Raw genomic sequence first — 15,147 nt, 5'->3', positions numbered from 1 at the left:
ACCCACCGCACGGCCCGTGCCAGGCAAGCGCCGCCCCGCGATGGCCGTCGTCGGCGTTCTGGCGGTCGTGTTGAGCGCGGTCACGGTGCTGCAGGTGTATCAACTGGCCGCGCATCGCACGCAGGTCCTGATCATGGCCCGTGACGTGCCGATCGGCCAGGTCATCGAGGCTCAGGACCTAACGACCCTCGGGGTGGGCGTGGTGCCGGGGATGCAGTGGATCCGTACACGGGACCGGGACGGCGTGATCGGCAAGCGAGCCACAGCCGACCTCAAGGCTGGGACGCTTCTCGCGCCCTCCCAGTTGGGCGCGGCCCTCACCCCCGATGACGGCCAGCAGATCGTACCGATCGCGCTCAAGGCGACCCAGCTCCCCGCACGCGGGCTCAAGCCCGGCGACCGGGTCGTCGCGGCAGCCGTTCCGGAGGAAGGGCGGCAAGGCGTTGAGTACCGCGCGCTGATCGACAAGGTCGGGCAACCCGACGCCGATGGGACCGTGGTCGTGGACTTCCTAGTGCCGGCCACGACCGGTACGGCTCTGGCCCGCCTGGCGGCGGAGGGGAAGGTCGCGATGGTACTCGCGTCGAGAGCCGCTCAAACTCGCACGTCCGCCTGTCAGCCGGGGGCACCGTGCTGACCGTGATGTGCTCGGGCGGGCATGCCGCCGGTACGACCACCAGCGCGCTCGCGCTCTTCCTTGAGTGGCCGCGCCCTGCACTGCTGGCCGAGGCGGACCCCGGAGGCGGCACGATCCTGTCCGGCTACCTGGCAGGCACGCCGCGCGATCGCGGCCTGGCCGAGTGGGGTGTGAAGATTCGCAGGGGAGTCTCCGCGGCCGAGGCGCTGTGGGACCAGCTCTACGCCATTCAGGATGGCAGGCTGATTCTCCCCGGCCTTTCGGAGCCCAAGCAGGCCATGGCCCTCCAACCACTCTGGCCGGAGATCGCGGGTTGCCTGGCCGCCCTGAGTGAGGATGTGGTCGTCGATCTGGGCCAGGTGGGGCGGCCGGACACGCCGAATGACCTGCTGGCCCGGGCCGACCGGGTGTTCGTCGTCACCAGGCCTACGCTGGTCCATCTGCACGCCACAACCTCCGCGATCCGCGATCTGAAGGAACTGCGCGGGCATCTGCCTGACGCCGAGCTCATCGTGGTGGGGGACGGCCAGTACCAGCTCAGGGAGATTGGCAAGACGCTCGGTGCCACGGTCGCGGCATGGTTGCCGTCCGACAAGTGGTCCGCACCGGCGCTCGCGTACGGGGTTGGTCGCATCCGGCCGATGTCGCCCCTGATGCGCAGCGCACGGGCGTTCGCCGCCGCTCTCGTGGAGCAGAGCGATCAGGTGATGGCCTGATGGACGACCAGGACTTCCGCCGTGCCGTACGCGAACTGCAGCAGCAGGTCAACAATGCGCTGGATGAGTCGGGCGTCACGGGGGCGGAGGCGACCCTGCAGTACGGCAAGGCCGTCATTACGAACGTCGTCCGCACCTACGCGGACAACCTCGCCCTGCTCGGCCGGTCCGCTCCGACTCTGGACGAGGAGGAGCAGCTCAAGAAGGCTGTCGAGAACCGGATTTTCTATCTGGGCGACCTGCAGCCGCTTGTGGACGATCCCGAGGTCGAGAACATCGACGTCAACCGGTACGACCAGGTCTGGGTGACCTACACCGACGGACGCAAGGTGCCCGGCCCGCCGGCCGCCGACAGTGAAGACGAGCTGATCGAGAACGTCCGCCGCTGGGGCATCTACCAAGGGCAGAACGCCAGGGACTTCTCCACCGCCAGGCCGATCCTGCACAAGGCGCTGTCCAACACCGTACGGCTGGCCGCGGCGACCGGCATCACCCCGCACACGGCGTTCTCCATCCGCAAGCACGGCATGCTCGACGCCACGATGTCGGACCTGGCGGCCCGGGGAACCATGTCCTGGCCCGTCCGGCACTTCCTGCATGCGGTGATGAACGTCCCGATGAACGTGATCGTCGCAGGGGCGATGAACTCCGGCAAGTCCACCCTGGTCCGCGCTCTTGCTGGCGATATCGACCCGTTCGAGCGGCTCATCACCGTCGAGAACGAGCGCGAGCTGTTCCTGCACCTGATGCCCGAGCGGCACCACGACGTGCTCAGCTTCGAGGCGCGTGCCGCCAACTCCGAGGGCGAGGGCGCGGTCACCATGCGCCAGCTGATCGACGACGCGTTCCGCTTCAACGGGCGCCGCATCCTCGTCGGCGAGGTACGCAGCGACGAGTTGGTCCCGATGCTGGTCGCGATGAACTCCGGCGGTCGCGGGTCGATCTGCACCATGCACGCCGACTCCGCGGAGGAGATCTTCCCCCGTATGGAGATCCTGGCCGGGACCATGCCCGCTGACGCGCTGTTCCGTCTGGTCGGCAAGGCCGTCGATTTCATCGTTTACCTCCGGCACGAGGTGAGCCACGACCCCGACGCGCCGATGAACGTCCGGTACATCTCGGAGATCTTCGAGGTCCTGCCGCCGGCCGACTCGGTCGTCCCGGCCGTCAACCGGGTCTTCGTACCTGGGCCGGACGGGCGGGCCGTACCGAACGTCACTCCCCAGTGCATGGACAAGTTGGTCAAGGCGGGCTTCGACGCCACCATGTTCGTCCCGAGAGCGGGTGGGCTGTGGAACTGATCGCAGCCCTCGCCGGAGGCGTGTTCGCCGCTGGGATCATCCTGGTGGTCGCGGGTCTGCGCCAGGTCCCGGTGCGGCCGTCCCCCCGCGCTCGGCGACGCGTGCCCAAGGTCGCCACCATTCCGCTTGCGCTGGCTCTTGGAGCCGCGGTCACCGTGTTCTGGTTGACGGGATGGCCGGTCGCTGCCTTCTCCGCCGGGGCCGCCGTACTGCTCCTGCCTCGGGTTCTGTCCGGCCGGGAGGTGGCGCGCCGGATCGCCCGGCTGGAGGCGATCGAGACATGGATTCGCCAGCTCGCCGACGCCCTGTCCGGGAGCGCGGGCATCGAGGAGGCCCTGGCCATCAGCGCCCGCAACGCACCGGAGCCGATCGCCGCCGAGGTCGCCGCGCTCGCCCGCCGACTGGCCCTTCGTGTGCCGGCCGACAGCGCCTTGCGCGCCTTCGCCGACGAGCTTGACGACCTGGTCGGCGACATGGCAGCCGCCTCCCTGATCCTCGCCGCGGAGTCCCGGGGTCGCGGTCTGCGGGAGGTGCTCCTGGGGCTCGCCCGGACCATCGGCATGGATGTGTCCGCTCAGCGTGAGGTCGAAGCCGAGCGGTCGCGGCACCGCACCACCGCCCGCTGGGTCATCGGCGCGCTGCTCGGCTACACCGGTTTCGCCCTGTTGAACCAGCAGTACGTGGCACCGTTCGGCAGCTTCTTCGGACAGCTCGTCCTCGCTGCGGTCGCCGGGCTGTACGCCGTGACGTTCTGGTGGATCCACCGCCTCGGCAGCGCCCCGGAGACGGACCGTTTCCTAAACGAGGAGGCCGCGGGATGACCTGGGCGGTGCTCGCCGCCGGAGGCACGATGGGCCTCGGCCTGTTCCTGATCCTGCTCGCCGTACGGCCCGGCCCACCCGAGCTGGCCGCCTCGCTGGCGCGCCTCCAGCCCGGCGGCGGCTCGGCGGAGGTCCACAGCCTGCCCGAACGCGTCCGTCGCACGGCCATCGGCGTGCTCGGCTCGTCCTGGCTGGGGAGTCGGGCGAAGAATTCCGACCTGGCGATTGTCGGCAGGAGCCGGGAGACCCACCTTGGCCGCAAGGCGCTGCTCATGGCCACCGGCCTGTGCGGACCGGCCCTCCTGTGGACGTACGGCTGGCTGCTCGGCGTCACCTTCCCCGCGATCATTTTGTGGGCGGCGTCCGCCGTGTTCGGCGCCGTGATGTTCACCGCGCCCGAGCTGTCGCTGCGGGTGGAGGCCGCCAACGAGCGGCGGCGCTTCCGCCGGGCGCTGGTCTGTTACCTGGACCTCGTCGCCCTGTGTCGGCTGGCCGGGCGCGGGCCGGCCGACGCGCTGGACTCCGCCGCCCGGGTCGGCAAGGGGCAGACGTTCAAGCGGCTGTCGTCCGCGCTCGATCCGGCCTTCCGCGGCAGCGGCTCCGCCTGGGACGAGCTCGCCCGCCTGTCGCGGGAGCTCGACGTACCAGAGCTGGGCGAGGTCGCCGCGATCGCCAAGATGGCCGGCACCGAGGGCGCCAGCATTCTCGACACCCTCAAGGCCAGGGCGGCCAGCCTGCGCGAGAGCGAGATGGCCGCGCTGCTGGCGAGGGCGAAGAGCCGCACCGAGACCATGACCGTCCCCATGTCCCTGACCGTCGTCGGCTTCATGATCTTGCTGGGCTACCCGGCCTTGGCCCGGATGACCGGTGGTGGATGACCGTATGAGAGAAGGGTCCTTCGCATGCTGCACATCTACGGTCGCATGTTGGCGGTCGGCGCGTGGATTAACACCAAGGTCCCGCTCCTTCGGCGGCTTCGCCCCAAGGCCGGGGCGGACGCCGGCGAGGGCCCGCTGGGCTTCATCGTCCTCGCCGCGGCGATATTCCTGCTCGCCGTCGCGGTCGCAGCCAAGATCACACAGGTTGTCAACGACTACATGGGGAAAATCAAGTGACCGCGGGTCGGCGCCGTTGGAGGCGGCCATCCTCTACCCGGTAGTCCTCACCCTGACCCTGCTCCTGGTCAACACGGCGCTGTGGTTCCACGCCCGCAACGTCGCACTCGCCGCCGCCCAGGAGGGCGTACGGGTCGCCCGGGCGTACGGCTCCAACCTCTCGGCCAGCACGGTCGTCGCCGAGCGGTTCGCCCAGCGGGTCGGCGGGTCCTTCCTGCTCGCACCGCACGCCAGTGCCGGCCGTACGGGCGGCACCGTGTCGGTGACCGTGCAGGGGGAGGCGCTCGCGTTGGTGCCGCTGCTCAAGCTGACGGTGACCCAGGTCGCCCACGCTCCGATCGAACGATGGTCGACTCCCACCTGATGCGCGTTGGAGGCAGATCGCGAATGAGACCAGCCCGGCGCCGTGTCCATCGCGCCGAGCTGGAAGACGTACGCGTGGGCCCCCGAGCCACCGCCGAGCGCGGGTCGATGACAGTAGAGCTGGCTGTTCTCGCACCCGCGCTGGTCCTGGTGCTCGTGGCGATGGTCGCTGCTGGGCGGATCGTCATCGCGCATGGCTCGGTGGAGGCGGCGGCCCGCGATGCCGCCCGGCAGGCGTCCATCTCGCGTGACCCCTCCTCGGCGCGCATCGCGGCGCTGACGAGCGCGCGAGCGGCACTCGCTCGTGAAGGGCTTGAATGCGCGCCGACGGTCTCGGTGGACACGGAAGGGTTCTCCGCTCCTTTGGGACGGCAAGCCACGGTGTCGGCGACGGTGACCTGCGAGGTACAACTCAGCGACCTCGCCCTACCCGGCATCCCCGGCTCCAAGGTCCTGACCAGCCGGTTTACCAGCAGCCTTGATCCGTTCCGCGCCCGAGGAGACCGGTGATGCTCGACGGCGACAGGGGATCGATCTCGGGATTCGTCGTGGTCGTCATGCTGGCCGCCCTCGTATGCCTGGGCCTGGTCGTGGACGGCGGGCAGAAGATCCGCGCCTATCGCGAGGCGTACGCGGTCGCGGAGGAGGCCGCACGAGCGGGGGCTGGCGCCCTCGACGTCGACCGCGCGTACGCCCAGGGCGGCCGGTTCGAGCTGGACACCGCCAGCGCGTTGGCTGCGGCCCGCGCGTACCTCGCCTCGGCGGGACATCAGGGGAGCGTCGCGATGGCGGGCGGACGGACGCTGCGGGTCACGGTGAACATGTCCCGGCCGACCGTGCTGTTGTCACTCATCGGCGTCGGCGACGTGACGGCCACCGCGAGCGCCTCCGCCCGGATGCTGCAGGGAATCGAGCAAGGAGAGTAGATGCACAGCCATCGCCCGACCGCTGCCGCCGTTTACTCGGCACTGGCTCTGGTGGCGCTGATCGTCGGGCCGCCCGTCGTCCTGCTCGGCTTCCTCGATCCGCCGCATATTCCTACGGGGGCGGAACTGGCCACGCCAGGCGATCCGGCTTTCCTCGTGAACGCGCTGCTGGCCACGGCATGGCTGTGCTGGCTGATGTTCACCTGGTCGGTGCTCGCCGAGGTGGTGCGCCGTCTGCGGAATGTGCATGAACGTGGTGTGCTCCGGACGCCGTTCCAGCGGCTCGCCGCGCATCTCATCACGACGATCGCGATCTCGGCTGTCGCCCCGGCACCCCAGGCGGTCGCCGCCACGGTCACCGTCACCGCCACTCCCGTGGACGCTCTGACGGCCGCGCAGGAGGGCGTTGCCTCTGAGGCGGTTCAGCACACGACGTACCGAGTCAAGCCGCACGACACCCTATGGGAGATCGCCAGGACACATCTGGGCGACCCCATGAGATACCGGGAAATCGTGAAGCTGAACGAAGGCCGGCAGATGGCGGACGGAGCCACCTTCACCTCCGACGGCTGGATCCGGCCCGGCTGGGTGATCCGGATGCCGTCGGACGCGAAGAAGTCGGAGCCGCAGCACACGCGGGTCCATGTCGTACGGGAAGGCGAAAGCCTGTGGGACATCGCCGAACGACACCTGGGGGACGGCAAGCGCTACAAGGAGATCTTCAAGCTCAACAAGGGCCGACCCCAGCATGACGGCGGGCAGTTCACCCATCCAGGGAAGATTGAGACTGGCTGGCGGCTGCGGCTGCCGGAGCAGGCCCCAGCGGACAGGGCTGCCGAGCGGACCATTGTCAGAGAACCCGCTCCTGCACCTCAGGAGACGGTGACACCGCATGCCGTCGAAACCCTGGCGGCACTGCCGGCACACGCCGCACCGCGGGCGAGCATCGCTCTACCTGACGGCGGCGTGGTCGGCCTGTCGTTCGCGGCGGGCATCGCCGTCGCCCTGGCCGCCGTACGGGTCCGGCAACGCGTTCGGCGACCGGTTCCGGAGGCGTCGGAAGCCGTTGAGGTAGTGGCTCCGCCGAAGCTAGAGTCGGCCGTACAGACGGTTGAAGAAGAGTTCAGGCAAGCCAGTGACCCGGTCCCGGCCGACTACGACCTGGTGAAGGACTCCTTCACGACGGAGCCCCCTGCCACGCTGGATGTCGGTGTGCGCGCTGACCAAGTCGTCGCCATGCATCTGCCCGGCCTGAACCTCTGCCTGAACGGGGACGGCGCCGAAGACGTCGTCCGGGCGCTGTTCACGGCGCTCATCGCCCAGGCTGAGGCACATCGAGTCGAACTCGTCCTATCTCGGGACGACGCGGCCGAGCTATTTGGCGACGACTGGGACGCCCTCGCCATGCATCTGCCCGGCCTCACACTCACACCCACCTTCGACGACGCCGTCACGCACGTCGCCAGCGAGCACATCCACCGCACCGAACTGCTGCAAGATGCCGAGGTCGGCGACCTCGCCGCGTTTCGAGCCAGCAGGCCGGATGAGCTGGTCCCGGAGTTGGTGTTGGTCGGCCGGCTGGCGGGGCGGGACTCGTCGTACCTCGAGTCGTTCATGGAATACGCCCCGCGCCTCGGAATCGGCGCCATCCTGATCGGCGACCGGCTCGCGGAGGCCGGATGGGAGGTCGGGACGGACTTCCGAGCCGTCGGCGGCGACCTGGACGGCGCGGACCTGTTCCACCTCTCGCAGCAGGAGGCGATCGTCTTTCAACGCAGAATCGCTATGCAGCACGGTTATGGGGAGCCCGCTGAAGACGAGCCCGCGGCCGAGATTCCCGTTGTAGAGAACGTCCCGGCTACGACCCGCCTCCGCCTGCTCGTGCTGGGAGAGGTACGCGTGGAGATCGACGGAGAACCGGTCGACATCCCGACCGCCAAGGGCATGGAGATGTTCGTGCTCCTCGCGGTTCATCCCAACGGCCGGACCCGGGAGGAGATCTGCGCCGAGCTATGGCCCGATGTCGGCGAACCCCAGGCCGGGTACCGCTTCCACGCCGCACTCAGTGATCTGCGCAAGAGGCTCTGGGCCGCCACGGGCACGACCCGCAAGGAGACGAACTTCATCGAAGCGGAAAGCGGGACTTACCGGATCGACCGTGAGCATGTCTGGATCGACCTCTGGGAGTTCCACCGCGCACTTGCCGAAGCGAGAAAAGCCACAGACTCTGAGGCCAAGGCCGCCGCTCTGGACAGAGCCGCCGAGGTCTGCCGAGGCCACCTCGCCGACGGGGCGCCGTATCTCTGGATCGACCTCGATCACAGAGACCCGCTCACCCTCGCCTCCGTACGGGGGCTTCTTCAGCTCGGAGGCATCCACGAGAAGGCCGGCAGGCCCAAGCGGGCTCTGGAAGTCATGGAACAGGCGCTGACGCTCGATCCCATCAACGAGGCTGCTGCAGCGGCTGTCATTCGCCTGCTCATAGGACTCGGTCGCCGGGACGAAGCACGTCTGCGCGCCCAGCACCTCAACGCCCACCTCGCCAGCCTCGACCTCGAACCATCTCCTGCAATCCGCGAGGTCCTCGGGAGACTTCACAGCAGAGGCTGAATCGGCCCACAGAGCAGCACGCCTGCGTCTTCCTCAGCCTCGGCCGCGCCCTGGTGAGCCGGCGTCGCATATGTGACTTGACGAAGTAGACGACGGCCTGGAAATCGTTGGAGCGCGCGGGCATGCCGATCGAGCCAACCGGCGCCGGGGGAGGCCGTGACGATCATTCGCTTCGGTTCTCGCTCGTGCTGTGTCCCACGGGTTGAGGAACAACGAAGTCAAACCGTGCGCTAAGCCCTCCCGAGCCGCTCTGAACCGATGCTCGTCATGCCCGGTCCTGCCCGCCCGTGCCCGCGGGCTCTCCCCCAGGGGAGAGCGGCGAGAGGAGTCGCTCGGCTCAGGCCGCGGCCGTGGGCTTCGCCAGTGGCCGCGGCGCAACAGCCCAGCGGGCAGCTCGGCGAGCGTCTGGCGGGCGAGGTCGACCGCACGTGCGAGCAGCGCGGCGTCGCCGGGTTCAGGGACGACCAGGACGCCGCGATGCTCGCCCTGGTGACGGACGGGGCGGGCGGGCGCCCCGCCGTGCAGTGCGGCGTCGAGCCGGACACGCTCGTGGCGGCAGCGCGGCTGCTGGTCGCCGCCGTAGGAGGCTGCTGGCCGCCCAGACGCCATCAGTTGCCGGATGATCGGGCAGCGGCTTGCCGGGTGAAGTGCTCGGCGAGGGCGGTCATCTTGCCCAGGTAGCGGGCAGCCAGCTGCAGGTGGGTGTAGGCGGTGTCCTCGTCGACGGCTCGCCCTCGGGGATGGCCGGCCTCGTTGCGGGTGATCCTGAGCAGGTCGGCCACGGCGTCCATGGTCAGGTTGTCGCCCAGATCGTCCGGCAGCGTGTGCCGCATCGGCTCCAAACGGGCGCGCAGCGCTTGGAAACGTGCGTTCTGGGAGCTCTTGGGGTTGTCCAGTTCCTTGCGCAGCTTCTCTGCAGAGCTGCCCAGCGCGGCGACCATGGCCTCGGCCACGCCGAGGAAGACCTGCTCGGCTGCGACGCCGAGCATCACCGAGCAGGCCAGGTAGCAGCCCGCATTGAAGGACTGCAGAGCCTCCTGCATGTACTGGTAGGCGATCGGATGCAGGTCCGGAACCTGGCGGCGCAACCGGCGTAGGTAGCCTTCGGGGTCGTAGGGTTCCCAGGGTCCGCCCTCGGCTGCTCTGCGGCCTCGATCGGACAGTTTCCATCGCCAGTTGTCACTGGCCGGTTGGCGTTCGGGATCCAAATAGATCAGGCCGTCGGCGAGCAGTCCCCATAACGCCTCCCACGCCTCGTGAGATCGGCAGCCGGTGGCCGCCTGGATGGACTGGGGCAGGTAAGCGGCGTGGAAGCGGGTGTCAGCGTGAGGGGTGGCCATCAGTTTGAGGACCTGGCTGCGGATCTGCATCCCGACAGAGTAGCCAGCCGATTGCCGTCCGTACCGGTGTGGAAAGGGCGACGGTCGCCTCTCTCCGAGGGAAGCGGCTATCGCCGTCGTGCAGTGCAGGCGGCTCACAAGGCAGCAACTCGCTGAGCAGCCTCTCCACTTCGCGGATCGCCTCCGCCCGCCCACCCCAAGTGTGCTGGTCGCGTTCTCGCCGGCGGCGACCGGATGCGCTCGCTGCTGCAGCCGCACTTCGCGGGACGCACCGCGACGGTCCCGGGCGCCGAGCGGTGAGACTCCAGCCAGATAACCCAGATGCGCTTAACCCGACGATCGGCTAGGACTTACCGACGTCCTTCCCTCTCCGGGCGAAGGACTCGTAGCCGTCATCAATGGGGAGACGTCGTGACGCCGATCTACCTGACCTCGGAAAACCCTCGGTGGACTCCGAAGACCGAAGCCGACCTCAAGCGCGCCCTTGAAGACGGCCTGATCAAGGAATCCCACCACCTCGACCTCAAGAAGATCCCCGACACCAAGGGCGACAACCGGGAATCGGCCAAGGACATGGCCTCCTTCGCCATCGATGGCGGCACCTTGATCATGGGTGTCCCTGAGGACAAGGAGAAGCGCACCTTCTTCCTCGAGCCCAAGCCCCTCAACGGACTGGCCGAGAAAGCGGAGGAGATCGCCCGTTCCATCCCCGATCCCGCTTTGACCATCCTCACCGAGGAGATCCCCAGTGACTCCGACCCGACCCGGGGCTTTCTCATCGTCCACATCCCAGCCAGCCCCGTCGCGCCGCACATGGTCGACGGGAAGTACTACGGCCGCGGCGACAAGACCAAGTACGTGCTGTCCGATGCCGAGGTCACGCGACTGCATGAACGGCGCCGCTCGGCCGATCGCACGGCGCTGGACCTGCTCCAGCACGAGATCGAGCGTGATCCGATCAGCGGCGAGCACCGGCACCAGGCTCACCTCTTCCTGGTCGCCCAACCCTTGGCTGGGCGCGGCGACATGCTGATGGACCTGGCCAGCGGGCCGAACTGGAACATCAACCTCGCCAATTTCATCGAACGGGCATACACCCCCGCCCTCAACGAGACCCTGGGCAGCATCACAGAAGTCAGCCCAACCATCCGGGAAGCGGCTAACGGCTTCCGACGCGGTCGCGGAGCCGCCAGGGCTACGCGCAACCTCGGTGAGGGCCGTATCTTCACTTACGACCCCTCAGACTACTTCGCCGAAGACGCCATCGAACTGCAGGTTCACGAGGACGGCGGCCTCCGCCTGTTCTTCAGTCGGCTCTCGACCATCCCGACGAACGATTCTCAGGAACCCATGATCCTGCCGGGCGCCGCAGTGGGCCACACCCGCCGATTTCTCGCACTGGTCTTCGCCGCCGCAGAAGAGGCCGGCTACTTCGGCAACTGGGCGCTCGCCTTCGGCGCGACCGGCCTGAACGGGCTTCGCGCCTACACCCGGAACACCTGGCCGTCGGGCAACCGAGCCCGCTACGACGAGGACGCCTACACCCGGACCACCGCGACCACCTGGGCTGAACTCAACAAGGCCCCCGGCACCGTCACACGACGACTTGCCGGAGGACTCCTGAGGGCTTTGGGGGTCGAGGACAACTTCTCCTCGGCGTTTGAAGACTGATCAACCGGGCCTTCTGATCGAAGCGTAGACCGCGCCGAACGCGGCCTCGGGCATCGGTAGCGGCGCGCGCACGTCGTGCACGGCTCGTACTCACCGGGGGGATCTCTTCGGCGGCAATGCGGGAGTTGCCCAGCGAGGCGTCGACCTCGCGCACGTCCTACGCGACGGCATCTCCCGGGTGACGCGATGCGACGGGCGCAGCGAATCCGTGCTGTCCGTGCGGCGGGACCTGACCGTGTGGTGCCGGAAGGATACGTTTTTGTGGAACATCAACGGCGCCGTCACCCGCAGATCTTTCGCTGACTTCTGCGATACGACTAAGCAAATCGTCCGATACACGAAGAGCTGGCCCTCACGGATGCCGTGGTCCACAAGGTCTGTGATTGACAGGATCGTGGTGGCGGGAACGGTCGCCGCGGCTGCTTTGTCCGGGAGAGTCGTCCACGAAATCTGGGTGACGCCACTCTAAGAAGGGTGTGGCCTCGGGCTCGAACGATATGCGTGCCTGCTCGGGTGCGTAAATCCGAAGTGATTGTTATCAGGTCATGCGATTGGTGAGTTCAGAGGGTGGCCAATCGCATGGCCAATGATTGACCAGTGGTCCGCCACTCATGATTGGTCATGATCCCCAGAGTGTTGGCCCTGGTCAGGGGCTTATAGTGCGGCATCTTGCCGACCCGACTGCAAGGGTAATCGCTGTGATCGATGGGTTGGGTGGGGGCTGTGCTGCTTGATTTGTTTCTGATGGTGGACTCCTGTATCCCCTCGACATCATCATCTCTCTGATTGGCTTTGTTGTTCGCTTGTCGCTTTGGTGTGGGTGATTGCCTATTCTCGACATTCTCCATCCCGCTACCTCGTGGCTCTCGGCGCTTTCTCTATGGCCTAGTCTCCTCTTTGTCGGGGAAAATATGGTAAAGGCGCGCGGAATTTCATTGCGCCGGTCTCCGCCCCGTGTTTCAATTGAATTGCCAAAAGAGAAGGGCGGCGCGAATGATGCGTCGCGGAGATCGGAGGAAACATGTCGAACGGAGTTCCCGGTAAGTGCGTCCCTTCTAGCGTTCCGGGGGAGAAGCTCACGCCGGAAGACATGGCGCGCGTGACGCCGGACGATTGGGTGGAGATTCAGCGGCTCGCACGCGGCTACTGCCGTACGGTCGACGCCACCCGTTCCCGTAAGCGCATGGATGGAAGCGCGACCATCGTTAAGCAGGGGCACGCGCCGTACGGGACGGACGACGTGTCGGACGACGTCACGCAGGACGCGGTACTTCTGTTCGCTCAGCGTCTGCGCGATGTCCTCGCGTCCTGCGCCCCTACCCCTGACAGTGGCCCTACCCGGGACACTCAGGCGTGGGTCTACGTTCGCCGGGACGGCGGAGAGTTGACCATCACGCGGACGACCCTGCAGCGGTGGGCGGTTCGCGATGCCGCCGCGCGCAACGGTTACCGGATCGATGTTCCGGCGGATGAGATCGACGCCACGCCGGGGGCTCAGCTCATGCGCGGTGTCCCGCGTACGGAGACGGTCACGGGGGCCGCCGTCGCGTTCTGTGTGTCTCAGCACAGCGCGGAGATGTTCCGTCAGGCGTTCGGGGATGGTCGGGACTTCCCGACCATCGGGCGCATGATCGATGTCGCGTCCAATGTCGAGGACCTCGGGCGGGCGGGCATCTTCAGCAGCGTTGCTCAGGCACGTTACGGGGGTGCGTACGGGTCGCGCCGGGCCGTGATCCGGGTGCGTGAGGCGGCACGCGCGGAGTGGCGGGAACTGTCGGAGCGTCTTGACGACGTCAGGAGCACGATGGTCCACGGCGGCATATGCAGCGCAGAGGACTAGGGAAAGCTCGCGAGAGGGCCCCAGAGAGCGTTCTGGGGCCCTTTCTTATTGCCGTGAGAACGCATCATCGCCCACCTAAGACGACAAAGAATCATGAGAGGGGTGGACGCTTGGACCGATGCGCGCCCCGTATTTAAGTGAGAACGGAATCCGCCGGTGCGTCTCTGACGCGTTCGGTGTGATGTTCGCTCTCACCTCTGTTCTGCGTTGTGCGCTGTCACATCCCAGAACGGTTGCGGGCCGGAGTCTGCCGACTGTTCGCACAGTGCGCGGTGACGTTGGTAAAAACGTCGCCGGGTGCGGACGGTCGGGCCGTTCCGGCCACCGTATTTAAGTGAGCGCAATTCGCGCCGCGAGAGCGCCGGACACGGCGGAATCCGCTATACGTGAAAGCGCATCCTGATTCCCGCATCCGCCGGACCGTACGAAGGCCGCCGGACAGGCGCCGCGAAAAGGGAGGCAACCGTATGGAGGTGAATTCTGCCGTCCGGGCCGGCTGGTCCGTGGGAGACCTGACGGTCTGCGGCGGGGGCCGCGTGATGCGGGTGGCCGCGTTGGGTGAGGTGCGCCCGGACACCGCGACTTTGGTGCCCGCCGCCGATCCCGGCGGCGCGCGTGAGTACGTGGTGACGGTGGCGCTCACTGCGATGCCCAAGGATGCCGAGGTCATCACCTGTCTGGGCTGCCTGGCCAAGACCCATCTGTGGATCGACGCCACGCACACCAACCGGACTTCCGGGGCGCGTGTGCGGCTGATCCGCTGCTCACGGTGCTACACCGATGCCCTGGATTTCCGGGACTGCGAGATCCACGCGGTCAGCGCGACCGTACGACCGCATCATCTGGCCCGCCGTCGCCGGTACTGACGGCCGCTATTCCATCTTTCTGAACCTTTGGAGTCGCCATGGCGATGACGCATGCCCTGACCCTGCCACCCGGGTGGATCATCAGCTCTCGGCTGGTGCCCGCGTGGCAGATCGACGCCGATCACCTGTTGGAGGTGGAGGCCGCCGGGCGGACCGATGAAGGCCGGATCCGCTGGCGATACCGGCTGTCTCGGCGCCGACGCACGATTTTCGCCGCGTCCGACATCTGCTCAGGTGTCGGCTCGGTTCTGACGCCTGATGAGCTGATCAGCGCGGCCCGGACGGTCCTGCACTACCTGACACTGCGACCGGGCGACACCGACGCCGACTATTTCGACTCCTACACCAGGGCTCAGGTGCAGTGGCGCGACCGGTACGCCGAGGAACTGTCGATCTACGCGATGGACGAGTGGTGCGGCTACTGCGGCGGCGACCACGCCTCGCCCGGCTGTCCGTCCCGTTGTGGGGGATGAGCGTGGCGCGTTGGTACGGGCTCTGGCACGGCGGCAACGGGTACGGCGCGCCGCAGCCGGATGATCTGGAGGAGTTCTCTTCTCTGGCCGATGCCCGGCGCACGCTGGTCGATCGGCACCGGTACGGCTACTGGCAGCGCTCGCGCTTCGCCTTCACCCGCCGTGAGGCCGCCGACGTCCTCACCCCATGCGTGGGGGACGACTGCGAGATCACGCTGTACGGCTCCGCTGACGGGCTCGACTACCCCGATCGGCGGATCTTCCTTGGACCGTGCGGCGGCGTGCGCATCGAGCGCTGCTGACTGCGCCCCTTTCTCATTCCGAATGCCCTCGGCTGACCGGAGCAATGATCGAAACCTGTGGATCTGCCGGGAAGGGTGTACCTTCCCGAATCATCTGATCATGGTTTCGAGATAAGGCCGACGCGCCAACGTCGGTCGGGAAGGCACACCCGTGCCGCTTACCGTA

17 protein-coding genes are annotated in these 15,147 nt (G+C 67.5%); 16 read left to right on the top strand and 1 reads right to left on the bottom strand.

Going from position 1 to position 15,147, the window contains the following annotated elements:
- Positions 1-16 precede the first annotated feature (16 nt).
- From JOL79_RS26655 to JOL79_RS26610, 11 genes are all read left to right on the top strand, one after another.
- Entirely contained in the window at positions 17-637 is a 621-nt protein-coding gene (locus JOL79_RS26655) for an SAF domain-containing protein (RefSeq protein ID WP_210158646.1), read from the top strand.
- Entirely contained in the window at positions 631-1,353 is a 723-nt protein-coding gene (locus tag JOL79_RS26650) for a CpaE/TadZ family protein (protein WP_210158645.1), read from the top strand. Before JOL79_RS26655 ends, JOL79_RS26650 begins: the two co-directional genes overlap by 7 nt.
- Positions 1,353-2,654: a TadA family conjugal transfer-associated ATPase gene (locus tag JOL79_RS26645; RefSeq protein WP_210158644.1), complete on the top strand. Its 1,302-nt coding sequence runs from the start codon at positions 1,353-1,355 to the stop codon at positions 2,652-2,654. Before JOL79_RS26650 ends, JOL79_RS26645 begins: the two co-directional genes overlap by 1 nt.
- Complete coding sequence (locus tag JOL79_RS26640; protein WP_210158643.1) at positions 2,645-3,475, top strand: type II secretion system F family protein; 831 nt, start codon at positions 2,645-2,647, stop codon at positions 3,473-3,475. The genes JOL79_RS26645 and JOL79_RS26640 overlap by 10 nt, the downstream gene beginning before the upstream one ends.
- Entirely contained in the window at positions 3,472-4,353 is an 882-nt protein-coding gene (locus tag JOL79_RS26635; RefSeq protein ID WP_210158642.1) for a type II secretion system F family protein, read from the top strand. Before JOL79_RS26640 ends, JOL79_RS26635 begins: the two co-directional genes overlap by 4 nt.
- Positions 4,354-4,377: 24 nt before the next feature.
- On the top strand, positions 4,378-4,590 hold the full coding sequence (locus tag JOL79_RS34505; protein ID WP_182899775.1) for a hypothetical protein: 213 nt from the start codon (positions 4,378-4,380) through the stop codon (positions 4,588-4,590).
- A gap of 16 nt (positions 4,591-4,606) precedes the next feature.
- On the top strand, positions 4,607-4,954 hold the full coding sequence (locus JOL79_RS34500) for a TadE/TadG family type IV pilus assembly protein (protein WP_230985547.1): 348 nt from the start codon (positions 4,607-4,609) through the stop codon (positions 4,952-4,954).
- 107 nt (positions 4,955-5,061) lie between these two features.
- A complete protein-coding gene (locus tag JOL79_RS26625) occupies positions 5,062-5,463 on the top strand; it encodes a TadE/TadG family type IV pilus assembly protein (protein ID WP_208762029.1) in 402 nt (133 codons plus the stop codon).
- On the top strand, positions 5,463-5,879 hold the full coding sequence (locus JOL79_RS26620; RefSeq protein ID WP_142567692.1) for a pilus assembly protein TadG-related protein: 417 nt from the start codon (positions 5,463-5,465) through the stop codon (positions 5,877-5,879). Before JOL79_RS26625 ends, JOL79_RS26620 begins: the two co-directional genes overlap by 1 nt.
- Entirely contained in the window at positions 5,880-8,489 is a 2,610-nt protein-coding gene (locus JOL79_RS26615) for an AfsR/SARP family transcriptional regulator (protein ID WP_210158640.1), read from the top strand.
- 363 nt (positions 8,490-8,852) lie between these two features.
- Entirely contained in the window at positions 8,853-9,170 is a 318-nt protein-coding gene (locus JOL79_RS26610; RefSeq protein WP_210158639.1) for a hypothetical protein, read from the top strand.
- Here JOL79_RS26610 and JOL79_RS26605 read toward each other — a convergent pair.
- Positions 9,098-9,859: a hypothetical protein gene (locus JOL79_RS26605; protein ID WP_210158638.1), complete on the bottom strand. Its 762-nt coding sequence runs from the start codon at positions 9,857-9,859 to the stop codon at positions 9,098-9,100. The two genes, JOL79_RS26610 and JOL79_RS26605, sit on opposite strands and share 73 nt — an antisense overlap.
- A 381-nt stretch (positions 9,860-10,240) precedes the next feature.
- Here JOL79_RS26605 and JOL79_RS26600 point away from each other — a divergent pair, with 381 nt between their 5' ends.
- The 5 genes from JOL79_RS26600 to JOL79_RS26580 all read left to right on the top strand — a co-directional run bounded on the left by JOL79_RS26600 (position 10,241) and on the right by JOL79_RS26580 (position 14,981).
- Positions 10,241-11,500, top strand: a complete 1,260-nt coding sequence (locus tag JOL79_RS26600) for an AlbA family DNA-binding domain-containing protein (protein ID WP_210158637.1) — start codon at positions 10,241-10,243, stop codon at positions 11,498-11,500.
- Between the two features lie 1,090 nt (positions 11,501-12,590).
- Positions 12,591-13,340 (top strand): hypothetical protein, encoded by a 750-nt coding sequence (locus JOL79_RS26595; RefSeq protein WP_210158636.1) that lies wholly within the window; start codon positions 12,591-12,593, stop codon positions 13,338-13,340.
- A gap of 467 nt (positions 13,341-13,807) precedes the next feature.
- Positions 13,808-14,206, top strand: a complete 399-nt coding sequence (locus JOL79_RS26590) for a hypothetical protein (protein ID WP_210158635.1) — start codon at positions 13,808-13,810, stop codon at positions 14,204-14,206.
- A gap of 38 nt (positions 14,207-14,244) precedes the next feature.
- The gene (locus tag JOL79_RS26585) at positions 14,245-14,679 is read left to right on the top strand and encodes a hypothetical protein (RefSeq protein WP_210158634.1); all 435 of its coding nucleotides are present in this window, start codon (positions 14,245-14,247) and stop codon (positions 14,677-14,679) included.
- Positions 14,676-14,981 carry a hypothetical protein gene (locus JOL79_RS26580; RefSeq protein WP_210158633.1) on the top strand — a complete coding sequence of 102 codons (306 nt, stop codon included), beginning with the start codon at positions 14,676-14,678 and terminating at the stop codon, positions 14,979-14,981. Before JOL79_RS26585 ends, JOL79_RS26580 begins: the two co-directional genes overlap by 4 nt.
- Positions 14,982-15,147: the final 166 nt, after the last annotated feature.

Origin of the sequence: Microbispora oryzae (assembly GCF_017896165.1) — a bacterium.
GTDB classification, from domain to species: domain Bacteria; phylum Actinomycetota; class Actinomycetes; order Streptosporangiales; family Streptosporangiaceae; genus Microbispora; species Microbispora oryzae.
The sequence above is the reverse complement of the archived record's forward strand: the minus strand, read 5'-3'. Positions and strand labels throughout refer to the sequence as shown.